The organism is Streptomyces sp. NBC_01275 (assembly GCF_026340655.1).
Taxonomy (GTDB): Bacteria; Actinomycetota; Actinomycetes; order Streptomycetales; family Streptomycetaceae; genus Streptomyces.
Window position 1 is genome coordinate 5,611,442 of the sequence record NZ_JAPEOZ010000001.1, and the last position, 21,399, is coordinate 5,632,840.

Annotated in this window: 22 protein-coding genes; 11 read left to right on the forward strand and 11 right to left on the reverse strand. The window is 70.3% G+C overall.

What is annotated here, in order from left to right; translation table 11 throughout:
- Positions 1-33 precede the first annotated feature (33 nt).
- Positions 34-228 (forward strand): peptidase inhibitor family I36 protein, encoded by a 195-nt coding sequence (locus tag OG562_RS24745; RefSeq protein ID WP_266401313.1) that lies wholly within the window; start codon positions 34-36, stop codon positions 226-228.
- Positions 229-243: 15 nt separating this feature from the next.
- On the opposite strand, the gene OG562_RS24750 is transcribed toward OG562_RS24745, so the two are convergent.
- From OG562_RS24750 to OG562_RS24760, 3 genes are all read right to left on the reverse strand, one after another.
- The gene (locus OG562_RS24750; protein ID WP_266401316.1) at positions 244-441 is read right to left on the reverse strand and encodes a hypothetical protein; all 198 of its coding nucleotides are present in this window, start codon (positions 439-441) and stop codon (positions 244-246) included.
- Positions 441-1,217: an SDR family NAD(P)-dependent oxidoreductase gene (locus OG562_RS24755; RefSeq protein ID WP_266401318.1), complete on the reverse strand. Its 777-nt coding sequence runs from the start codon at positions 1,215-1,217 to the stop codon at positions 441-443. The genes OG562_RS24750 and OG562_RS24755 overlap by 1 nt, the downstream gene beginning before the upstream one ends.
- An 80-nt stretch (positions 1,218-1,297) precedes the next feature.
- A complete protein-coding gene (locus tag OG562_RS24760) occupies positions 1,298-1,636 on the reverse strand; it encodes a YnfA family protein (RefSeq protein WP_266401320.1) in 339 nt (112 codons plus the stop codon).
- A 114-nt stretch (positions 1,637-1,750) separates the two neighbouring features.
- Between OG562_RS24760 and OG562_RS24765 the strand changes: the two genes are divergently transcribed.
- The 3 genes from OG562_RS24765 (at position 1,751) to OG562_RS24775 (ending at position 4,222) form a co-directional block, all read left to right on the forward strand.
- Positions 1,751-2,230 (forward strand): hypothetical protein, encoded by a 480-nt coding sequence (locus OG562_RS24765; RefSeq protein ID WP_266401322.1) that lies wholly within the window; start codon positions 1,751-1,753, stop codon positions 2,228-2,230.
- A gap of 169 nt (positions 2,231-2,399) precedes the next feature.
- Complete coding sequence (locus tag OG562_RS24770) at positions 2,400-3,422, forward strand: permease (RefSeq protein WP_266409495.1); 1,023 nt, start codon at positions 2,400-2,402, stop codon at positions 3,420-3,422.
- Positions 3,419-4,222 (forward strand): TIGR03943 family protein, encoded by an 804-nt coding sequence (locus OG562_RS24775; RefSeq protein ID WP_266401325.1) that lies wholly within the window; start codon positions 3,419-3,421, stop codon positions 4,220-4,222. Before OG562_RS24770 ends, OG562_RS24775 begins: the two co-directional genes overlap by 4 nt.
- Here OG562_RS24775 and OG562_RS24780 read toward each other — a convergent pair.
- Positions 4,208-5,005 (reverse strand): helix-turn-helix transcriptional regulator, encoded by a 798-nt coding sequence (locus OG562_RS24780; protein ID WP_266401328.1) that lies wholly within the window; start codon positions 5,003-5,005, stop codon positions 4,208-4,210. The two genes, OG562_RS24775 and OG562_RS24780, sit on opposite strands and share 15 nt — an antisense overlap.
- Before the next feature lie 180 nt (positions 5,006-5,185).
- Here OG562_RS24780 and OG562_RS24785 point away from each other — a divergent pair, with 180 nt between their 5' ends.
- The 4 genes from OG562_RS24785 to OG562_RS24800 all read left to right on the forward strand — a co-directional run bounded on the left by OG562_RS24785 (position 5,186) and on the right by OG562_RS24800 (position 9,277).
- Positions 5,186-6,274 (forward strand): LLM class flavin-dependent oxidoreductase, encoded by a 1,089-nt coding sequence (locus OG562_RS24785; RefSeq protein WP_266401330.1) that lies wholly within the window; start codon positions 5,186-5,188, stop codon positions 6,272-6,274.
- Positions 6,271-6,885 carry an FMN reductase gene (locus tag OG562_RS24790; protein ID WP_266401333.1) on the forward strand — a complete coding sequence of 205 codons (615 nt, stop codon included), beginning with the start codon at positions 6,271-6,273 and terminating at the stop codon, positions 6,883-6,885. Before OG562_RS24785 ends, OG562_RS24790 begins: the two co-directional genes overlap by 4 nt.
- Positions 6,886-6,991: 106 nt before the next feature.
- Positions 6,992-7,780 (forward strand): response regulator transcription factor, encoded by a 789-nt coding sequence (locus tag OG562_RS24795; protein ID WP_266401335.1) that lies wholly within the window; start codon positions 6,992-6,994, stop codon positions 7,778-7,780.
- 45 nt (positions 7,781-7,825) lie between these two features.
- Positions 7,826-9,277: a HAMP domain-containing sensor histidine kinase gene (locus tag OG562_RS24800; protein ID WP_266409496.1), complete on the forward strand. Its 1,452-nt coding sequence runs from the start codon at positions 7,826-7,828 to the stop codon at positions 9,275-9,277.
- A 117-nt stretch (positions 9,278-9,394) separates the two neighbouring features.
- Here the strand turns inward: OG562_RS24800 and OG562_RS24805 are convergent, their stop codons facing one another.
- Positions 9,395-10,978 (reverse strand): CBM35 domain-containing protein, encoded by a 1,584-nt coding sequence (locus OG562_RS24805; RefSeq protein WP_266401336.1) that lies wholly within the window; start codon positions 10,976-10,978, stop codon positions 9,395-9,397.
- Positions 10,979-11,190: 212 nt separating this feature from the next.
- On the opposite strand from OG562_RS24805, the gene OG562_RS24810 reads away from it, so the two are divergent.
- Positions 11,191-12,471, forward strand: coding sequence for an MFS transporter (locus OG562_RS24810; protein ID WP_266401339.1), 1,281 nt, complete (start codon positions 11,191-11,193; stop codon positions 12,469-12,471).
- A 31-nt stretch (positions 12,472-12,502) separates the two neighbouring features.
- Here OG562_RS24810 and OG562_RS24815 read toward each other — a convergent pair whose 3' ends face one another.
- Positions 12,503-13,363 (reverse strand): SAM-dependent methyltransferase, encoded by an 861-nt coding sequence (locus OG562_RS24815; protein ID WP_266401340.1) that lies wholly within the window; start codon positions 13,361-13,363, stop codon positions 12,503-12,505.
- Between the two features lie 475 nt (positions 13,364-13,838).
- Positions 13,839-14,288 (reverse strand): DNA-binding protein, encoded by a 450-nt coding sequence (locus OG562_RS24820; RefSeq protein ID WP_266401343.1) that lies wholly within the window; start codon positions 14,286-14,288, stop codon positions 13,839-13,841.
- 41 nt (positions 14,289-14,329) lie between these two features.
- Here OG562_RS24820 and OG562_RS46040 point away from each other — a divergent pair, with 41 nt between their 5' ends.
- Entirely contained in the window at positions 14,330-14,734 is a 405-nt protein-coding gene (locus OG562_RS46040) for a hypothetical protein (RefSeq protein WP_323187551.1), read from the forward strand.
- A 271-nt stretch (positions 14,735-15,005) separates the two neighbouring features.
- Here OG562_RS46040 and OG562_RS24830 read toward each other — a convergent pair whose 3' ends face one another.
- Genes OG562_RS24830 through OG562_RS24845 form a run of 4 tightly spaced genes read right to left on the reverse strand, consistent with a single transcriptional unit; the run spans position 15,006 to position 19,901 of the window.
- On the reverse strand, positions 15,006-16,646 hold the full coding sequence (locus tag OG562_RS24830; RefSeq protein ID WP_266401344.1) for a glycoside hydrolase family 13 protein: 1,641 nt from the start codon (positions 16,644-16,646) through the stop codon (positions 15,006-15,008).
- A gap of 47 nt (positions 16,647-16,693) precedes the next feature.
- Positions 16,694-17,527: a carbohydrate ABC transporter permease gene (locus tag OG562_RS24835; RefSeq protein WP_266401346.1), complete on the reverse strand. Its 834-nt coding sequence runs from the start codon at positions 17,525-17,527 to the stop codon at positions 16,694-16,696.
- Positions 17,524-18,591 (reverse strand): sugar ABC transporter permease, encoded by a 1,068-nt coding sequence (locus OG562_RS24840; protein WP_323187552.1) that lies wholly within the window; start codon positions 18,589-18,591, stop codon positions 17,524-17,526. The genes OG562_RS24835 and OG562_RS24840 overlap by 4 nt, the downstream gene beginning before the upstream one ends.
- 11 nt (positions 18,592-18,602) lie before the next feature.
- A complete protein-coding gene (locus OG562_RS24845) occupies positions 18,603-19,901 on the reverse strand; it encodes an ABC transporter substrate-binding protein (RefSeq protein WP_266401348.1) in 1,299 nt (432 codons plus the stop codon).
- 394 nt (positions 19,902-20,295) lie between these two features.
- Here OG562_RS24845 and OG562_RS24850 point away from each other — a divergent pair, with 394 nt between their 5' ends.
- The gene (locus OG562_RS24850; RefSeq protein WP_266401350.1) at positions 20,296-21,330 is read left to right on the forward strand and encodes a LacI family DNA-binding transcriptional regulator; all 1,035 of its coding nucleotides are present in this window, start codon (positions 20,296-20,298) and stop codon (positions 21,328-21,330) included.
- Positions 21,331-21,399: the final 69 nt, after the last annotated feature.

A 21,399-nucleotide genomic window follows, 5' to 3' on the forward strand; every position in this document is an offset into this window, starting at 1 on the left:
CTCAGTGGCGGTCGTTCACACACGGGGAGTGACATGCGACGTCTCACCAGGCTTGCGGCCGTTGCCCTCAGCGCTGCCTTCGCGCTCGGGCCGCTGATGGCGGCCCCCGCGTCGGCGGCCCCCGACGCGGCGTCCTCCTGCCCCGCCAACCGCTTCTGCATGTACTACAACAGCGACTTCTCCGGGTCGCACAACGAGATGACGTCGAAAGTGACGCCTCGGCCCTGACCCGCCGCCCCGGCCCTACCTGTTCGCGTGCCGCACCGCGTAGATCATCACGAACGCGATGACGTGGATGCCGAAGAGGAAGTAGGCCAGGAAGACCCACATGTGGCGTTCGTTCTTGGTCTCCTGGATCAGGCGGCGTTGTTCGAGGGACTTCGCCGCCTCGTCCGCCTCGTCCGCCCCGTCCGCCTCGGTCTCCTCGTCCCGGTCGGTCATCACAGCTCCCGGTGGACCTTCGTGTTCGACGCCTGGGCGCGGGGGCGCAGGACGAGGAGGTCTACGTTGACGTGGCTGGGGCGGGTCACGGCCCAGGTGATCGTCTCCGCCACGTCGGAGGCGGTGAGGGGCTCGGCCACGCCCTCGTAGACCTTCGCGGCCTTGTCCTCGTCGCCGGCGAAGCGGGTCAGGGCGAACTCGTCGGTCCTGACCATGCCGGGCGCGATCTCGATGACGCGGACCGGCTGGCCGACGATCTCCAGGCGCAGCGTCTCGGCGAGGACGTGGGCGCCGTGCTTGGCGGCGACATAGCCCGCGCCGCCCTCGTACGTGCCGTGTCCGGCCGTGGAGGAGACTACGACGACCGTGCCGTCGCCGCTCGCGATCAGCCTGGGGAGCAGGGCCTGGGTGACGTTGAGGGTGCCGAGGACGTTCGTCTCGTACATCGTGCGCCAGTCGGCCGGGTCGCCGGTGGCGACCGGGTCCGCGCCGAGCGCGCCGCCTGCGTTGTTCACCAGCACGCCGATCGTCTTGAAGGCGGTGGCGAACTCGTCGACCGCCGCGCGGTCCGTCACGTCCAGCTGGTACGCCGTCGCCGAGCCGCCGGTCTGCGCGATCTCCTCGGCCAGCGCCTCGATGCGGTCCTTGCGGCGGGCGGTCAGGACCACCCGGTAGCCGGCCGCGGCGAGCTGCCGGGCGGTGGCGGCGCCGATTCCGCTGCTCGCACCGGTGACGACGGCGATGCGGGAGGCGGTGGACGGTGCGGCGGTGGCCATGGCGTGCTCCTCAGGAGTCCGTACGCGGTTCATGCGATGCGGAAGTTCATACGATCGGCTGCTGCCCAGGGTAGGTGACGTCAGCCGCCGTTCCTCGGGGCCCACATGATCACGGCCATTCCGGCGAGGCAGACCAGTGCGCCGGTGACGTCCCAGCGGTCGGGGCGGTAGCCGTCGGCGACCATGCCCCACAGGAGCGAGCCGGCGACGAAGACGCCGCCGTAGGCGGCGAGGATGCGGCCGAAGTGGGCGTCGGGCTGGAAGGTGGCGACGAAGCCGTACGCGCCGAGGGCGAGGACGCCGCCGGCCGCCCACAGCCAGCCGCGGTGTTCGCGCACGCCCTGCCAGACCAGCCAGGCGCCGCCGATCTCGAAGAACGCGGCGACGACGAACAGGGCGGCGGAGCGGAGGACCGACATGCCGGTCAGCCTCGCACGCCCTCCCGCGTCACCTGTTGGAGGGCGACTCGCCGTCGGCTCGGCGTGGGATACATCCCCTGCGTACGACCCGGCCGAGGGACGAGGAGTGGTGGCATGCGCAGGATGCGGGGGCTCGCCGTGTGGGGCGCCGTGGCGGTGTGGGGAGCGGCCTCGCCCGCCTTCGCGGCGCAGGACGTGCAGGACGCGGCCGAGGCCGATCTGTCGTACCACGGGTTCGCCGTGATGGACGGCGGCCGGGTCGACGTACGGCTGACTCCGCGCAACCACGGTCCGGCGGACGTCGCCGACGCGACCGTACGGCTGCGGTGGTCGGCGCCGCTGGCGGCGGGGGCGCAGGGGCTGCCCGAGGGGTGTGCGCGCACGGGGGAGCGGTCGGTGGTGTGTCGTACGGGTCCGCTGGGCGCGGACGAGACGGGGGAGCGGATCGAGCTGGGGGTGTGGCTGCGGGGGCGGCCGACGGAGGTGACGCTGGAGGTGGACACGGTGTGGTCGGGCGGGGCGGTGGACCGCAACCGGGCCAATGACCGGCAGCAGGTGCTGGTGCTGGACACCGGGGACTCCTACTTCTTCTGATTTCCGCCCCTCTGCCTGTCTCTCCCCCTCTCCCCCTCTCCCCTCTCCCCTCTCCCCTCTCCCCTCTCCCCTCTCCCCTCTTTCTTCTCTTTCTTCTCTTTCTTCTTTTGGTTCCCTTGATTCCCTTGGGGTCGGTGCGTCGTACGATCTCGGGATGGGGCGGGGCGGGATGCAGGTGACGGAGATACGGCCGACGGTGGCCGAGGGCGCGGTGGCGGGGGCTGCTCCGGGGCGGGGGCTGCCGCGGTTCTGGCCGCTGTTGCTGCTGGGTGCGGCCGTGTTGCCCGGGGCGGTGCTGGTGGTCGTCGGGCGGTCGCTGGACGAGCCGGCCGTGCAGGCGTGGCGGACGGTGTGTCTGGCGGTGACCGTGCAGGCGCTGCCGTTTCTGCTGCTGGGCACGGCGTTGTCCGGGGCGATCAATGCGTTCGTGCCGGCGAGCGTCTTCGGCCGGCTGCTGCCGAAGCGGCCCGCGCTGGCCGTGCCGGTCGCCGGGGTCGCGGGGGTGGTGCTGCCGGGGTGCGAGTGCGCCTCGGTGCCGGTGGCGAACAGTCTGATCGGGCGGGGGGTCACGCCGGCCGCGGCCTTCGCGTTCCTGCTGTCCGCGCCCGCCGTGAACCCGGTGGTGCTGACCGCCACGGCCATCGCGTTTCCGGGGAGTCCGGAGATGGTGCTGGCCCGGCTGCTCGCCTCGCTGGTCACCGCGGCCGTGATGGGCTGGCTGTGGCTCTGGCGGGGCAAGGAGGAGTGGCTGCGGCCGGCCGTGCGGCACACCGGGCACCGGCCGGGGCACAGCCGTTTCACGGAGTTCCGGCGCGGCTTCCAGCACGACTTCCTGCATGCGGGCGGTTTCCTGGTGGTGGGGGCGATGGCGGCGGCGACCTTCAATGTGGCGGTGCCGCGTACGGTGCTGGACGTCTTCGCCGGTTCGCCGTGGCTGTCGGTGCTGTTCCTGGCGGCCCTGGCGATCGTGCTGGCGGTGTGCAGTGAGGCGGACGCGTTCGTGGCGGCCTCGCTCAGCGGGTTCTCGCCGACCGCGCGGCTGGCGTTCATGGTGGTCGGGCCGATGGTCGACCTGAAGCTGATCGCTCTGCAGGCGGGGACGTTCGGGCGGGCTTTCGCGGTCCGTTTCTCGACGGCGACGGTGGTCGTCGCGGTGGCGTGCAGCGCGGTCGTGGGAGGGGTGCTGCTGTGAAGCGGTTCGTGCAGGTCGCGTTGCTGGTGCTGAGCGGGCTGGGGTTGTTGCAGACCTCGCTTCTCACCGAGGAGTACCTCAGGTATGTGAAGCAGGGGATGCGACCGTGGCTGGTCCTGTCCGGGGTGTTGCTGGTGGTGCTGGGGGCGATGGAGGCGTGGGCCCTGTGGCGGGCGAGGACAGAAGAGGGGCACGGAGAGGGCCACGGGTCGGGACGTGGAGAGGGACACGGAGAGGGACACGGAGAGGGACACGGGCATGATCACTCTCGTGTGCCCCGTGCCGCCTGGCTGCTGTTTCTTCCGGTGCTGAGCCTGTTGTTCTACGCGCCGCCCGCGCTCGGGTCGTACACCGCCTCGCGGGAGCCGGCGAAGGTCGTCGCGACGGTGGACGACGGCGGGTTCGATCCGCTGCCGAAGACCTCGCCGTTGCCGATCACGCTCACCGACTTCACCCAGCGGGTGCAGCAGGACCGCAGCCGGGCGGTCAAGGGGCGGACGGTGCAGATGACGGGGTTCGCGTCGCCGGTGGGAGGCGGCGGGGGCGGGGGCGGTGGTGCGGACGGTTGGTACGTGACACGTATCGTCGTCAGCTGCTGTGCGGCGGACGCCATGACCTTGAAGGTGCGGGTGTACGGGGTCGCCATGCCGAAGGTGGACACCTGGGTGACGGTCACCGGGGTCTGGCATGCGAGCGGGAAGCTGGGGACCTCGTCGGCGGCCGTGGCGTTGGACGTGCGGAGCGTGCAGAAGATCCGGAAGCCGCTCAACTCGTATATGGACGCGCTACTTATGGGCTGAGGCCGGCGCGTACGCCGTCGGGGGGACGCCCACCGTCGCCTTGAAGTCGCGGACCAGATGGGCCTGGTCGGCATAGCCGAGGTCGGCGGCCAAGGCGGCCCAGTCGACCGCCTCCTGCGTCTCCGCCCGCTCCAGGGCCTCGTGGATGCGGTAGCGCAGGATGACCCACTTGGGGCCCACGCCGACATACCCGGCGAACAGGCGCTGCAGGAGTCGTACGGAGACGCCCTCCTCGTGGGCCAGGTCGGTGACCCTGCGGACGGTGCGGTCGGTGCGGATGCGGGCGACGAGGGCCATGGCCCGGTCGGCCTGGGGGTCGGGGCGGGGGGAGAGGGAGAGGAGACAGGCGTCCAGGGCGGCCACGCGGGCGTCCTCGTCGGGCGGGGCGAGGATCGGGGCCGGGTCGATGTCGGAGAGGCGGATCCGACGGCCCGTCCAGTGGCTCACGGGGTGCTCGGGGGCGAAGGGGCGGAAGCCGCCCGGGCGGAACTGGACTCCGCAGACCCGGCCGGTCCCGGCCAGCTTCTGGGTGAAGAGGCTCAGGTCGACCCCGGCGATCTCGGCGAACGGCTCCTGGTCCTCGTACCGCTGGAAGACGATGTTGACGGACGGGTGCGGGACCACATGGGAGGCGTACGGCTCGGAGAGGTCCCAGTCGATCAGCCAGTAGTGCTCCAGGTAGGGGCGCAGGGGCGGGGCCGGTTCGCGGCGGCGGAAGCGCACGCGGGCGAGGAGCTCGGCGGGGTCGACGATGCCTCGGGTGTCACGGCGTGGGGCGGCCATGTGATCGAGCGTAGGACGGGGCACTGACAATCACCGGATGCCCCGGACCGGCGATCGCCGGAATGCCCCGGACCGGCGATCACCGAATGCCCCGGACCGGCGATCGCCGGAATAACCCGGAGGGGGCGCCCGTTGGAGAGGTATAGTTGAACGGTCAACAACTTTGGAGGTTGAGCGACCATGCAGTTCGGGATCTTCACCGTCGGCGATGTCACGCCGGACCCGACGACGGGCCGTACGCCGACCGAGCGTGAGCGGATCAAGGCCATGGTCGCCATCGCGCTGAAGGCCGAGGAGGTCGGACTCGACGTCTTCGCGACCGGCGAGCACCACAACCCGCCGTTCGTGCCGTCGTCGCCGACCACCATGCTCGGGTACATAGCCGCGCAGACGGAGAAGCTGATCCTCTCCACCTCCACCACCCTCATCACCACCAACGACCCGGTGAAGATCGCCGAGGACTACGCGATGCTCCAGCACCTGGCCGACGGGCGCGTCGACCTGATGACGGGCCGCGGGAACACCGGCCCGGTCTACCCCTGGTTCGGGCAGGACATCCGCCAGGGCATCAACCTCGCCGTCGAGAACTACGCCCTGCTGCGCAGGCTGTGGCGCGAGGACGTCGTGGACTGGGAGGGGAAGTTCCGCACGGCGCTCCAGGGCTTCACGTCGACGCCCCGGCCGCTGGACGACGTACCCCCCTTCGTCTGGCACGGCTCCATCCGCTCGCCCGAGATCGCCGAGCAGGCCGCCTTCTACGGCGACGGCTTCTTCCACAACCACATCTTCTGGCCCGCCGACCACACCAAGCGGATGGTCGAGCTGTACCGGGAGCGCTACGCCCACTACGGGCACGGCACCCCGGAGCAGGCGATCGTCGGGCTCGGCGGCCAGGTGTTCATGAGGAAGAACTCGCAGGACGCGGTGCGCGAGTTCCGCCCCTACTTCGACAACGCGCCGGTCTACGGCCACGGGCCCTCCCTCGAGGACTTCACCGACCAGACCCCGCTGACCGTCGGCTCCCCGCAGGAGGTCATCGAGAAGACCCTGTCCTTCCGCGAGTACGCCGGCGACTACCAGCGCCAGCTGTTCCTGCTGGACCACGCCGGCCTGCCGCTGAAGACCGTGCTGGAGCAGCTCGACCTGCTCGGCGAGGAGGTCGTGCCCGTGCTGCGCGAGGAGTTCGCCAAGGGCCGCCCGGCCGACGTGCCGGACGCCCCGACCCACGCATCCCTCAAGGCCGCCCAGGAAGGGGTGAGCGTCGCATGAAGCTCGTCGTCGTCTCGGCGGGGCTGAGCGTCCCGTCGTCGACCCGTCTGCTGGCCGACCGGCTGGCCGGAGCGGTGCGTGAGAAGGCGTCCTCCGGTACGTCCTCCGGTGCGTCCGTGGACGTCCAGGTGGTGGAGCTGCGCGACCTCGCGGTGGACATCGCGCACCACTTCACCAGCGGGTTCCCCGGGCGGAAGCTGGCCGACGCGCTGGAGGCGGTGACGGAGGCGGACGGGCTCGTCGTCGTCACGCCGGTGTTCTCCGCCTCCTACAGCGGGCTGTTCAAGTCGTTCTTCGACGTGCTGGACCAGGAGGCGCTGGCGGGCAAGCCGGTGCTGATCGCGGCGACCGGCGGCTCCGCCCGGCACTCGCTGGTGCTCGAGCACGCGCTGCGGCCGCTCTTCGCCTACCTCCGGGCCGTCGTCGTGCCGACCGCCGTGTACGCGGCCTCGGAGGACTGGGGAGCGGAGGGGCTGCCCGAGCGGATCGAGCGGGCCGCGGGGGAGCTGGCGGCGCTGATGGGCGGGCTGTCCGCGCCCAGGCGGGTGAAGGACGACCTCGCGGTCGTACCGTTCGAGGAACAGCTGGCGGCGCTGCGGCCCGCAGGCTGAGAACGGCCTACGGGTTGCCCGGAGCAGAGTGAGAGGGCAGTAAGAAGGCCACCGGAAGGGAGATCATCAGGTCGTCCCACTCCGAAAGCTTGGCAAACTGGACCGCGTGCCTCCCACCCTGCTGCTCGCCGAAGACGACCGCGCCATCCGCCACGCCCTGGAACGCGCCCTGGCCCTGGAGGGCTACCAGGTCACCGCGGTCGCGGACGGGGTGGAGGCGCTGGCGCACGCCCACAAGAGTCCGCCGGACGTGCTCGTCCTCGATGTGATGATGCCCGGCATCGACGGCCTCCAGGTCTGCCGGGTGCTGCGCGCCGAGGGCGACCGCACGCCCATCCTGATGCTGACCGCGCTGGTGGAGACCGCCGACCGGATCGCCGGCCTGGACGCGGGCGCCGACGACTACGTCGTCAAGCCGTTCGACGTCGAGGAGGTCTTCGCCCGGCTGCGGGCGCTGCTGCGCCGGACCGGCTCGAACGGCACGCCGACGTCCGGATCCGGATCCGGGCACGGGCCCGGTGCGGCGAAGGAACCGCAGGCCGCCGAGCGGGCCGGTGAACGACCCGGTGAACGATCCGGCGATCGGGCCCTCGGCCGCTATCTGGAGGCGGCCGGCCTGCGGATGGACCCGCAGGCGCGGCGGGCGTGGCGGGGCGAGCGGGAGCTGGAGCTCACGCGGACCGAGTTCGAGCTGCTGGAACTGCTGGTGCGCAACGCCGGGATCGTCCTCGACCACTCCACGATCTACGACCGCATCTGGGGCTACGACTTCGGGCCCGGCTCCAAGAACCTCGCCGTCTACGTCGGCTATCTGCGCCGCAAGCTCGACCAGCCCGGCGCCCCGCAGCTGATCCACACGGTGCGCGGGGTGGGTTACGTCCTGCGGGAGGACTGAGTGGGGCGGCCGGGATGGCCGGGGCGGCCGGGGTCGTCGGGGCCGCTGGGTCGGCTGCGCCGGCTGCTGTCCCGGTTGCTGTCCCGGCCCCGGCCGAAGCTGGTGTCGCTGCGCACCACCTTCGCCGTGTCCTTCGCCGCCGTGACCGCCGTCGTCACGGTGCTGATCGGCGTCCTGTCGTACTCGGCGGCGGCCCGGCTGGTCCGGGTGGACCAGGAGTCCGTGTTCGACGAGGTCGTGCAGGATCTGCGGGCCAAGGTGCGCGACCTGAAGATGGTGCCGGAGGACTTCTCCTCGGCCGCGCCGGGCCATGACATCGTGCGGCCGGCCCGTACGGACGTACAGGTGCTGGGGTCCGACGGCTCGGTCGTGGACAGCGGCAGCCCCGGGCTGCCGGTGGTGTCCGCCGACCGGACGATCGCGGCCGCCGCGGCCGCCGGGCGGATGGCCGAGCACAAGGACGTGAACGTCGGCAGCGACGTCTACCGTGTCGCCACGGTCTCCCTGGGCGGCGGCCGGGGCGCGGTGCAGGTGGCGCAGGAGTTCAGCGACACCGAGGACCTGCTGCGCGCTCTCCAGCAGCGGACGCTGATCCTGATGATCGCGGTCGTGACGGCGGCGGGTCTGTTCGGCTGGTGGCTGGCCCGGCGCATCACACACCGCCTGGTCATCCTCACCACCGCCGCCGAGGACGTGGCCCGCACCCGTCGGCTCGGCGTGCAGGTGCCGGTCACCGGCTACGACGAGGTGGGCCGCCTCGGCCGCGCCTTCGACCGCATGCTGGGCCGGCTCGCCCAGTCGGAGGAGGACCAGCGTCGGCTGGTCCAGGACGCGGGACACGAGCTGCGTACGCCCCTGACGTCCCTGCGCACGAACATCTCGCTGCTCCGCCGTATCGACGAGCTGCCCCCCGACACCCGGGAGGAGCTGGTCGCGGACCTGACCCAGGAGGCCCGTGAGCTGACCGACCTGGTCAACGAGCTGGTCGACCTCGCCGCCGGCCAGTCCGACACCGAGCCGCCGCAGCGGGTCGACCTGGCCGACATCGCCGAGGAGGTCGCGGGCCTCGCCCGGCGCCGCAGCGGGCGGGAGGTCCTGGTCCGCGCGAGCGGGGACACCACGACCGACGGGCGGCCGGGGATGCTCCAGCGGGCGCTGTCCAACCTGGTGGAGAACGCGACCAAGTTCGACCGCAACGGCAGGGCGCCCGTCGAGATCTCCGTCACCGGCCCCGCCAGGCCCGGCACGGTCCGCGTCGAGGTCCTCGACCGCGGTCCCGGCGTCGCCGAGACCGACCTGACCCGCGTCTTCGACCGCTTCTACCGTGCGGCCGACGCCCGCTCCCTCCCGGGCTCGGGCCTCGGCCTGTCGATCGTACGCGAGGTCGCGCTGGCCCACGGGGGCTCCCCGTTCGCCTTCCGGCGGGCGGGCGGCGGCTCGGTGATCGGCTTCACGGTGGGCGGAGTACTGCCGGACGGCGGGCGCGACGCCGGGTGAGGAGGCGGGGGGGCAGGCCCGGTTCTCCCCGCTGCTGCGGCGGCTTACCCCGCTCACCCCGCTCACCCCGCTCGCCCCGCCGTCCGGGTCCAGCGCGTCACAACGTGACCTGGACGGTCACAACGTGACCTGGACGCCTCCCAAGGTCACGACGAGCTTGCCGGTCGAGGCGTACGACCAGGCCAGGGCGCCTGCATACGACGCGCACCGCGAGCCGTTGGCGCCCGTCCAGAACTGGTTGGTGGAGTCGGCGTCCCCGATGGTCTTGTCGTTGGAGCCGCTCACGCTGAACCGGCACGAGGTGTTGGTGCGGAACACCGAAGTCCCGGCGTCCCAGGAGTAGTTGCGGGTGGCGTTGTCGATGCTGAGGTTGTTGGAGACGGCCATGGAGCCCGGGTTGCTGTTGTAGGTGAACCCGTGCTTGCCGTTGTGGTAGGCGATGCTGCGCCGTACGACGTGGTTGACGGCGATGTCGTCGCCGCCGAGCTTGTAGCCGTTGCGGTCGCCGTTGGAGTTCACGGTGCCGTCGGAGAGGGTGCCGTTGTTGTACGACAGCGAGTCCTCGATGGTGACCGGACCGATCGCCCCGGTGTCCGTCTTGGTGTAGAGGTCCCAGCCGTCGTCGATGTTGTTGTGCGAGACGGAGTAGCGGAAGACGTTCCCGGCCCCGGTGGTGAGCTTCGCGGCGAACCCGTCGGCGTCCTCGCCGTCGGAGTCGGCGTTGTCGTGCGACTCGGCGGACAGGACGAGGTTGTCGGACGGCCACTGGGCGGCGGGCGTGCTGGAGGCGATCCGGCCGAGCTGGAGCCCCGTGTCCCGGTTGTAGCGGGTGACGGTGCGCTCGATGACGTTGTCGCTGCCGCCCACGTAGATGCCGTTGTCACCTGCGTGTTCGACGACGAGGCCGTACACATGCCAGTACGAGCCGAAGAGCTGGAGCCCCCGGTTGGACGAACTCTCGGTCTGCGCCGAGAAGTTGAGCACCGGCGTCTCGCCCGGGTAGGCGGAGAGGGTGGTCAGGGCGCTCGCGGTCCCGCTGCTGGTCTGCGGGATCGTGACGGTCGAGGAGTAGCTGTACGTCCCACCGCGCAGGTAGATCGTGCCGCCGGCGGTGACGCGGCTGATCGCCGAGGCGAGGGTGGTCGGGGCGGACTGGGTGCCGGCCGCGCTGTCGGCGCCGCTGGGCGAGACGTAGATCGCGCCGCTGGTGGGGGGCGTGGTGCTGTCGGTGGTGGTCGCGTCGACGTAGTCGACGTTGGGCAGCCCGTCCGCGGTGGTGGGGTTGAGGCGGATGGTGTTGCTGCCGGCGTTCAACGACACGGTGAGGGTCTTGGTGACCCAGGTCGACCAGGCGCCGGTGGCCTCGAAGGACGGCGTCTGCACGGTGGCGCCGTTGACGACGAGCGAGGCGGGGCGGGCGGTGGTGGTCCCGTTGGCGAAGCGGACGTTCAGGGTCGCGGTGCCGGCGGTGGCCGCGTTCACGGTGAACTGGGCGTATCCGCTGGTCGCGTTGGTGCCGTTGCAGAATCCGCTGCCGGAGTAGCCGGTCCAGTCGGAGTCGACGGTGCCGGTGCAGACCGCGGGCGAGGTCTCGGCCTCGTAGCGGACGGTGGCGGCCTGGGCGGGAGCGGCGCCGGCGAGCGCGACGAGCGCGCCCGCCAGCAGACCGGTGCAGGCCAGGGCTACTGCGGGAGTCCTCACTGGTCGCGAAGCACGTATCTGAGGTATCTGAGGTATCTGGCGTGTCTGACGCATCGTTGATCTCCATGTCCAGAACGGGCGGGTGCGGGTGCCGCTACGGCGGGACGGACATCCAGAAAGCGCTTTCCATGGGAAGCTAGGACCGCCGCCCTGAACACGTCAAGAGACCGGTACATGATTTCTGTTCACATAGGTGGACGCGTGAAGGGTTCGTGGGGGGTTTCGTGCGGGTGCTGGCGTTCGCCGTCGTGTTGCGGCACGCGCGGTTTCGGCGGGTGTGGTGCGGGCAGGCGGCGAGCGCCGTCGGGGACGGGGTCACGTTGGTCGCGCTGCCCGGCGCGGTCCTGGCCCACCACTCGAAGACCGACCTCGGGCTGGTCCTCGGCGCGCAGAGCCTGGCCCTGGTCGGGGCCGCGCTGCTGGGCGGGGTGCTGGCCGACCGGCTGCGGCGGTCATGGGTGATGGCGGCGGCGGACGTCGTACGACTGGTCACGGCCGTCTGCTTCGCGCTGGGCGCGGCGCGGGCCCCGCTGCTCGTGCCGGTGCTGCTGGCGCTGGCGACCGGGTTCGCCGCCGGGGTCTTCACCCCCGCCTTCGGGGCGCTGATCCCCGACCTGGTGCCGGACGAGGACCTGCCGAAGGCGAACGCCCTGCGCTCGATCACCGTACGCACCGGGCAGGTGCTGGGACCCGCCCTCGGCGGGCTGCTGCTCGCGGCGGGAACGGCCGGCGCGACCTCGGGCACGGCGTCCGGCGCCGCCTCCGGCACGGCCTTCGACCTGGTGTTCTGGCTGGACGCCGGGACGTTCGCCGCGAGCGTGGCGACCCTGGGCCGGGTCGGCGACCCGCGTCCGGCGCGCACGACGGGCGGCACGGTGCTGCGCCAGGCCCGCGAAGGCCTCGCCGCGGTGCGCGAACGGACCTGGGTGCTGACGATCATCGTGCAGGGCACCCTCCAGCTCCTGCTGGTGATGGCCCCGGTGGCGGTCCTGCTGCCGATCATCCTCGCGGAGCGGGGCGAGTTCGCCGCGTACGGCCCGATGGTCGCGCTCCAGGCGGTCGGCTCGGTGGCGGGCGGGATGGCGATCGCGGCCTGGTCCCCGCGCCGGCCCGGCACGGTCGCGGTCCTCGGACTGGGCCTGCTCGCCGGTCAGTTGGCCTGTCTGCTGGCGAACGCGCCGCTGACGCTGCTGGGTCTGTCCATGGCCGTCACCGGCTTCGGCTACGCCGTCTTCAACGTCGCCTGGGCGAGCGCCCTGCAACGTGCGATCCCCTCCGACAAGCTCGGCCGCGTCTTCGCGATCGACACGATCGGCACGTACGGCCTCCAGCCTCTGGGCTTCTCCCTGGCTCCCCTCGCCGCGACCGCCTTCGGCAACGGACCGGTCCTGTGGACGGGCCTCGCGGCGCTGACGGCGACGACTGCGGTGCCGCTGTTCCAACGGGACGTACGGCGGTTCGCGGACGCCGGGCAGGCGACCGCCGGGGCGTGAGGGAGGGGGGTCGGCGACCCGCCTCCCCCGTTCAGCCGTCCTTGCGGGCCACTCCGCCGTAGATGCCGATCGGCGGGGTGCCGGGCTGTGCGGGCTCCTCGGGGCGCCAGTCGGGGACCAGGACCAGGCCCGGGTCCACGAGGGTGAAGTCGCCGAAGAAGTCCAGGACTTGGGCGCGGGTGCGGGGGTTCATGGAGGCGGTGGCGTTCTTGTAGACGGCCACCGCGTCCTTGCGGCCGTCCTCGTGGACGTCGCCGGTGGCGTGGGAGAGGATCAGGTAGGAGCCGGTGGGCAGCGCGTCGCGGAGGGCGGCGACGACCGCCTTCGGGTCCTCGGCCTCGGTGACGAAGTGCAGGATCGCCACCAGCAGCAGCGCCACCGGCCGGTCGAAGTCGATGATCTTGCGTACGCCGGGGTGGTCGAGGACGCCCAGGGGGTCCCGCAGGTCGGCCAGGACGACGGAGGTGTCGGTCTCGTCGTCGATCAGGGCGCGGGAGTGGGTGCTGACGATCGGGTCGTTGTCGACGTAGGCGATACGGGTCCCGGGGGCGATGGCGCGCGCGATCTGGTGCACGTTCGGCTCGGTGGGCAGGCCCGTGCCGATGTCCAGGATCTGCCGTATGCCGCCCTCGGCGACGACGTGCCGGACGGCGCGGTGCATGAAGGTCCGGTTGGCCCGGACGCCCACCCGTACCTCCGGGGCGGCCTTGATGAACTTCTCGGCGGCCGCCTGGTCGACCTCGTAGTTGTCCTTCCCGCCGAGGAAGTAGTCGTACATCCGGGCCGGGTGGGGCTTGCTCGTGTCGATCGTCAAGGGCGGGGCGTCGATTCCGCCCTTGCCGCCGTCGACGCCGTCGCTGTCGCCGCCGTCGTTGCTACGAGGAGAGGTCATTTCCCTCGCTCCGTCCTGGACTCGCGTCCCGCCACCAGATGAACCGCAGTGAGTGACTGTCAGAACATCATCCTGGCATGCCGCTTGGGTCGCTCGGCACGAGGTGCGCCGCATGACCGCACGCTGCACACCGGCGTGACGGTGAGGACGGCGGCGGCGAGGCCGGACACCGGACCCCGGTCGAGCCGGTGGGGCGGCCCGGCCCGACGCGCGATGCCACGGCGACAGCGAGACGAGGACGTCGAGCATCGCCCGGACGGCCTGGCTCGGGCCGAACCGGCTCCACGCCGGATACTCGACGCGACGCGGTCCGCCGACCACCGGGACCGGCGCCGGTCGGGGGTCGTCGGCGGCCAGGAGGCGGATGGACGCCGACGGCGGCAACGCGATGCCGGGCCCGCGCGCGCTCAGCCGGGTGATCGGCTCGACGACACAGGCCTCGTACGCCGCATCAGGATCGCCCCATGGCCAGTGCCTACTCCGAGCCGTCCACGTCGACTGCGGCGCGGCCGGCCAGTCGTTCGTATCGCTGCCTGGCGGCCTGTGGAGTGCCGAGCCCGAGTCCGAAAGCGATCTCCTGCCAGGTCATGCCGCGGCCCCGGGCCATCTTGAGGAGCCCGGCTTCCGATTCGTCCATCTCCGCGCGAACCAGCGGAACGAGACTCAATGCGGCGGTGATGTCGGCGTGGTCCACCTCCGGCTCGCCGTCATCCTGCTGTGCGGTCCCGCTGAGCAGGAACTCCACGAGTCTGACGGCCTCGTGCGGCCCGATGAGCGAAGGATGAACCTGTCGGCGGCGTTGCTCGTCGGTGGCCGCGTGTCGCTCGGCGATGCGAAACAAGGAGGCGTAGACGCGGTGCGCTCGCGCCTGCTCCGGCCGAGGAGGCGTGAAGGGATCGGTGTGCTGATCGGGAGTCGAAGGCATGAGACGAGGGTGAGGCGCGCACGATTCGATGTCAACAAAATATGGTGAACGATCTGTTCAATCGCTGCCGTTCGTCCGCCCGCGCGTCGGGACAGGGCGGCTCGGTGCGCCCGCCGGCGCACGATGATGCTTCCGGTGTCGGCCGACGGGCCGGCATGCCGGCGATCGCCCAGCCGGTGCAGGCCGACGAGGACGCCGTGCGCGATGCGATCCATCGGTTCAACGAGATCGGCCTGACCTGCCTGGACCCCGACCGTGTGCCGGCCCCCTGTCGCCTCGATGTCCTGGCCGCCGCATGCAAGGAACGCGCCCGCATCCGCAGCGAGAAAGGCATCCGCGCGGGCGGCACCCGTTCAAAACCGCAGCCTGACCCAACCCGGCGAACTTATGCGGTCACAGCGCCAGCCACCATCAAAACCCCAGCTCAGGGCCAGACAAGGCAATAAGGCTGATGCCCCGCCTCATGCAGCCGGTGGCTGAAGTCCTGCCACTCGTGCAGCGATTGGGAGGGGTGGGTTGCTGACCTGGGATTTCTTGGGTGCATGTGCGCTGACCTGCGGAAACAGCTCTCAGTAGTTCTCACTGGTCAACGCCGTTTCCCAGGCTCATGTGCCCTGGATGTGCCCTGGATGTGCCCTCGGAAGGGACCAGGGCCTGTCCGGCCGGCGGGGAGGGAGACCGGACAGGCCCTGGCGGACTTGGGAGGGCTGACGGTCGCTACACCGCGAGCCAGGCCGCCTGGTCCGGAGCCAGCCGGCCGTCCTCGACGGGTTCGCTGGACAGCAGGATCGAGGTGCGGTCGGGCAGCTGGTACGCCTCGGCCGAGAGGTTGACCACGCAGATGAAGCCGGGCTCGCGGCTGAAGGCGAGGACTCCGGCGGGGGCGTCCAGCCAGGTGAGGGTGCCGTCGCCGAGGGCGGGGTGCTCGCGGCGGAGGCGCAGGGCGCTGCGGTAGAGCTCCAGCATGGACGTCTCGTCCCCGGTCTGTGCCTCCACGCTCCGCCCGGCCCAGTCCGCGGGCTGCGGCAGCCAGGGTGTGGCGGAGGCGTTGTCGGGGCTGAAGCCGTACGGTGCGGTCTGTCCGGACCATGGGATCGGGACCCGGCAGCCGTCGCGGCCGCGCTCGGTGTGTCCGGAGCGCTCCCAGATGGGGTCCTGGAGGGCGGATGCGGGCAGGTCCTCGACCTCGGGCAGGCCGAGTTCCTCGCCCTGGTAGACGTAGGCGCCGCCGGGCAGGGCGAGCATGAGCAGGGCGGCGGCGCGGGCGCGTCGGGTGCCCAGTTCGAGGTTCGCGGGGCCTGCGGGCCGGTAGGGCTCGTTGGCCAGCCACTTCTTGGCGGCCTTGCGGCCGTAGCGGCTGGGGTGGCGTACGACGTCGTGGTTGGACATGACCCAGGTGGCCGGGGCGCCGACTCCGTCGAGCATCGCGAGCGTGTCGTCGATGACGGCACGCAGGTCCTTCGGGTCCCAGTCGGTCATGAGGAAGTCGAAGTTGAAGGCGGTGTGCAGGCCGTCGGCGCGGACGTAGGCGGCGAGCCGCTCGGGCGTGTCCGTCCATGCCTCGGCGACGAAGGAGCGGTCGCCGGGGAACTCGTCGGCCACCTTGCGCCAGGCGCGGAAGATGTCGTGGACCTCGTCGCGGTCCCAGTGGGGGTGGTCGGCATGCTGCTGGGGCTGCCCGTCCTCCGCCTCGCGGCGGGACGGCAGGTCGGGCAGCTCGGGGTGCTTGATGAGCCCGTGCGCGACGTCGATGCGGAATCCGTCCACGCCCCGGCTGAACCAGAACCGCAGGACTGATTCGAACTCGGCCTTCACCTCGGGGTGTTCCCAGTTGAGGTCGGGCTGTTCGGGGGCGAAGAGGTGCAGGTACCACTCACCGTCGGGCAGTCGGGTCCAGGCCGGGCCGCCGAAGCAGGAGACCCAGTCGTTGGGCGGTTCGGTGCCGTCGGCTCCGCGGCCGGGCCGGAAGACGTAGCGCTCCCGCTCCGGGCTGCCCGGTCCGGCAGCGAGTGCCGCCTGGAACCACACGTGCTGGTCGGAGGTGTGGTTGGGCACGATGTCCGGGATGATCCGGATCCCGTGCTGGTGCGCTTCCTCGATGAGCTGCTCGGCCTCGGCGACGGTGCCGAACAGCGGGTCGATCTCGCGGTAGTCGGCCACGTCGTAACCGTGGTCGGCCATAGGGGACTTGTACCAGGGGTTGATCCAGAGGGCGTCGACGCCGAGCGACTTGAGGTACGGCAGGCGGGAGCGGATGCCTGCGATGTCGCCGACGCCGTCGCCGTTTCCGTCGGCGAAGCTGCGGATGTAGACCTGGTAGATGACGGCGCTGCGCCACCAAGGGGTGGTGGGGGACATGGTGCTGAAGGGGTCCTTTGAGAGGGGGACTGTGGGGGAACCGGCGGCTACTTGGCCGCGCCCGCCGTGAGTCCGGCGACGATGCGGCGCTGGAAGACGAGAACCATGACCACCAGGGGGACGGTGACCAGGACTCCCGCTGCCATCTGGCTGCCGAACGGGGTCTCGTACGTCGTGGCGCCGGTGAACTTCGAGATGGCGACCGGTGCGGTCTGCATGCTGGGCTTGTTCGTCATCGTCAGGGCGATGAGGAACTCGTTCCAGGCGGCGATGAAGGTGATGATCGCGGTGGTGAAGATGCCCGGCGCGGCGATCGGGATGATGATCTTGCGGAACGCCTGGCCCCGGGTGCAGCCGTCGATCATCGCGGCCTGCTCCAGCTCTTCGGGCATCTGCCGGAAGAAGGTGGTCAGGTTCCACACCGCCAGCGGCAGCACGAACGACATGCTCGGCACGATCATCGCCTGGTAGGTGTTGATCCAGCCGATGTCCGTGAACAGCTTGAGCAGCGGAACCACGATCGACACCACCGGGAACATCGAGGTTGCGATGATCAGCGTGAGCACGAGCCGCTTGAAGCGGAACTCCAGCCGGGCCATCGCGTAGGCGGTGAACGTGGCCAGCAGCAGTGCCAGTGCGGTGGTGATTCCGGCGACGATCAGGCTGTTGAGCAGGGCGCGGGTGAACCCCTGTGCGGGGTCGAACAGGGCCCGGTAGTTCGCGAAGGACACCGAGGACGGGATGAGCGAGGTGTCGAAGATGTCGGAGGTGCGCCGCAGGCTGGAGACCAGCATCCAGTAGAAGGGGGCCAGGCAGTAGGCCACCACCGCGGCGACCCCTGCGTACAGCAGCCAGGTACGCCATTTCGCCGTCGTGGTCATGCCGACACCTCCGCGCTGTCCGGCCCCAGGGCCCGTCGGCGCTTGCTGTTGCTCTTTTTCTTACGGGGCGATCCGCCGTCGCCGACGACATCCGCGCCCAGCAGCCGGACGAAACCCAGTGCGATGAGGAAGACGTAGAGGAAAAGGATCACGGCGTAGGCGGCGGCCGGTCCGAAGCGAACGTTGGACGCCTCGTTCTGGGCGAGCATGGACAGCGTTTCCACCGAGTTCTTCTGCGCGCCGACGAGGATGTAAGGCAGGTCGAACATCCGCAGCGCGTCCAGGCACCGGAACAGCACCGCCACCAGCAGCGCCGGCTTCACCAGCGGCAGGGTGATGCGCCGGAACTGGCCCAGCGGGCCGGCCCCGTCGATCCGGGCCGCCTCGTACACCTCCTTCGGGATCACCTGCAGGCCGGCCAGGACCAGCAGCCCGATGAAGGGGGAGGTCTTCCACACCTCGGCGATGATGACGGCGACCTTCGCGTGGAAGCCCTCGGTGGTCCACAGGACCTGGTGGCCGAGAATCGCGTTGGCGACACCGTTGCTGTTGAAGATCCACCGCCACAGCAGGCCGGAGATGGCCGTGGGCACGGCCCAGGGGATGAGGATGGAGGCGCGGATCAGGGCCCGGCCGCTGAACGCCCTGTGCATGATCAGCGCCATGGCCACGCCGATCAGGGTCTCCAGTCCCACCGTGACGACGGTGAAGAAGGTGGTGTTCCAGAAGGCGTTCCAGAACCGGTCACCGGCCGCGCCGAAGATGTCGGCGTAGTTCTGCAACCCCACGAACGGCTCGGTGGTGCTGATGAAGCCGGTCTTCGGATCCAGCCCTTTAGGGCCGTACAGCGACTCCCTGAGCGCCATGATCGTCGGATAGAGCACGACGATCGTCAGCACCAGGAGCGTCGGCGACACCAGCAGTGCCGCCGTCCGCCCCGAAGCCGCGGTCGCCCAGGCCCGCCGACTTCCCTTCACCGGCGCGGCGGGCTGCCCGGCACGGCCGCCTGCCGCGCCGGCGGGGCCGTCCGCGGCGGTGCCGGGTGGGATCTTGGTGTCGACCACGGCTCTTCCCCTCACTCTGCCGCGGACTTCTGCAGGTCCTCCTGCAGGTCCTTCAGTGCCTGCGCGCTGCTCTTGTCACCGGTCAGCGCCGCGTACGTTTCCTGCTGGATCGCCGATGACACATCGCCGTACTGCACGACCCGCGGACGCGGCACGGCGTTCAGGATCGACTTCTTCAACACCGGCAGGTACGGGTACTGCTTGACCAGTGCCTGGTCGTCGTACAGGGCCTGGTACGGCGGGGCGAGGGACGCGTCCTTGAGGAACGTGCTCGCGCTGTCCTGGCTGCTGAAGAACTTCATGAAGTCCAACGCCGTGGCCTTGTTCTTGGCGAAGGAGGACAGGGCCAGGTTGTGACCGCCCAGGCTGGAGGAGCCGGGTCCGTTCAGGCCGGGCAACGGCGCGACCGCGAACTTGCCCGCCACCTGGCTCTTCTGCGCCAGGGAGTACACGTACGGCCAGTTGCGCAGGAAGATCAGCTTGCCGTCCTGGAACGCCTGGCGGCCGTCTTCCTCCTGGTAGGTGATGGCCTCCTTGGGAATGGTCCCGTCCTTGACGGAGTCGACAAGGAAGTCCAGGCCCTTCTTCGCCTCGGGGGTGTCGACGTTCGGCTTGCCGTTCGCGTCGGTGACGACGCCGCCCGCGGAGTTCACGGCCTCGGAGAAGTTCACCGTCAGGCCCTCGTACTTCTGCAACTGTCCGGCGTAACAGGACATGTCCTCGGCCTCGGGCAGCTTCTTCACCTTGGCGCAGGCGGTCTTCATCTCGGCCCAGGTCGTCGGGGCCTCGGTGACGCCGGCCTTCTTGAGCAGATCGGTGCGGTAGTAGAGCACTCCGCCGTCCGAACTGGCCGGGACCGCGTACAGCCCATCGCGGTACTTCGCCGTTTCCACGACCGGCTTCAGCATCTCGTCCAGCGGGAACTGCTTCTCGGGCAGCTTGTCGACCCACTGGTGGGCAGCGAACTCAGAGGTCCACACGACGTCGAGGGAGAGCACCGTGTAGGCGTCGGACTTCGTCTCGGCGTTCTGGATCATTTGCTGCCGCTGAGAGTCCGCGTCCGTCGGGAGCTGGATGAAGGTGACCTTCTCCTTCGGGTGCAGCTTGTTCCAGCTGTCGATCACCTTCTGGACGACGCCCGAGCTGTCCTTGCCCGCCGCGTACGTGATCGGGCCACGGCCCTCGAACGACGGGCTCTGGGACTGACCTGAGGAGCTGCCGCCGCCGGAAGAACCGCAGGCGGTGAGGGTGAGCCCGGCGGCGACAAGCGCGGCCGAGCACTGAAGGGCTCTGGTGGTTCTGGCGTTCACTGTCTCTCCTGGACGTGCGGAACCGAAGTCTCGGCGGGGCGCCCTGTAGGGAGTAGCTACCGAGATGACTCTGGGATGGCTCTGTTATGAGACTGTGCTGTCACGGCATTTTGTTGATCAAAAACGCAGGTCAAAGCATCGAAGGGTGACTTCACGGCGACGACTTCGACTCCGCTGAGACAACGCTTGCACCGTAGGAGGACACTCAGGGGAAGTCAATGCGTAACTTCCCGGTAGCACGGAGAGAATTAGGTGAAGCGTGCAGCTTATGTACCGCCATAATGGGTCATAGTTCCCGCCTGAATAGTCGTGACAGCGCTGTCTCGCAGGGTCTGGCAAGAGAGAGGATCTGTGCTAACTTCCGCTCATGCCGCCAGCTCAACGACTTCCGACGATGGCCGATGTCGCCGAACGGGCGGGGGTCTCCCCGTCCACCGTTTCGCGCACCCTGCGCGGTCTGACGTCCGTCTCACCGGATGTCCGTGACCGGGTCGAGCAGGCCGCCCGTGAGCTGAACTTCGCGGTCTCACGGCATGCCGCGAGCCTGGTCACCGGCAAGACCGGGGTCGTGGCGGTGCTGGTGCCCACGCTGGACTCGTGGTTCATGGGCTCGGCGCTGACGCGTCTGGGCCCGTTGCTGCGGGCGGCCGGCCTGGAGATGAACGTCTACGTGATTCCCGACCTGGCCGAGCGCACCGCGTTCTTCGAACGTCTTCCGGCCCGGCGGAACGCCGACGCGCTGCTGGTGTTCTCCTTCGATCTCACCGACGAGGAGAGCGCGCGGCTGGACGACCTCGGGATGCCGGTCATCTACGTCAGCCAGCATGTCGAGGGCCGGCCGAGCGTGTACGTCGACGACGTGGCGGGGGCCTGCAAGGCCACCCGCCACCTGCTCAACCTCGGACACCGCCGGATCGCCTTCGCGCAGACGGTGGGAGCCCGCGGCTTCAGCTTCAGCTCCCGCGAGCGGCTGCTCGGCTACCGGCAGGCGCTCGCCGAGGCGGGCATCACCCTGGACGACGACCTCGTGGTCAGCATCCCGCCCCGCGACAAGCGCGGCACCATGGAGGCGGTCGGAAACCTGCTGAGCCTGCGGGAACCGCCCACAGCGATCTTCGCCGACGCGGACGAGCAGGCCGTCTCCGTCATCTGGACCCTGCGCAAGACGGGGATCGAGGTGCCCGAGCGGATGTCCGTCGTCGGTTTCGACGATCAGGACACGGCCGAGTGGTTCGACCTGTCCACGGTGGCCCAGTCACCCTCGGACATGGGCCGTATCGCCGGCGAACTGGCCCTGAAGCTGATCGACGACTCCGAGGCGGACCCCACACAGCACGTCGTCCTGCCCACGGCGCTGATCCCACGGGCCACCACGGCCCCGCCGCCCGGAGCTCACAGCGGGCAGGAGGCGCACAGCGATTCGCCGTAGGACTGACGGCTCCCGCAGACACCCTCCTCACGGCTTCGCCGATCGGTGGCAGCATCAGGTTCCTTGAGG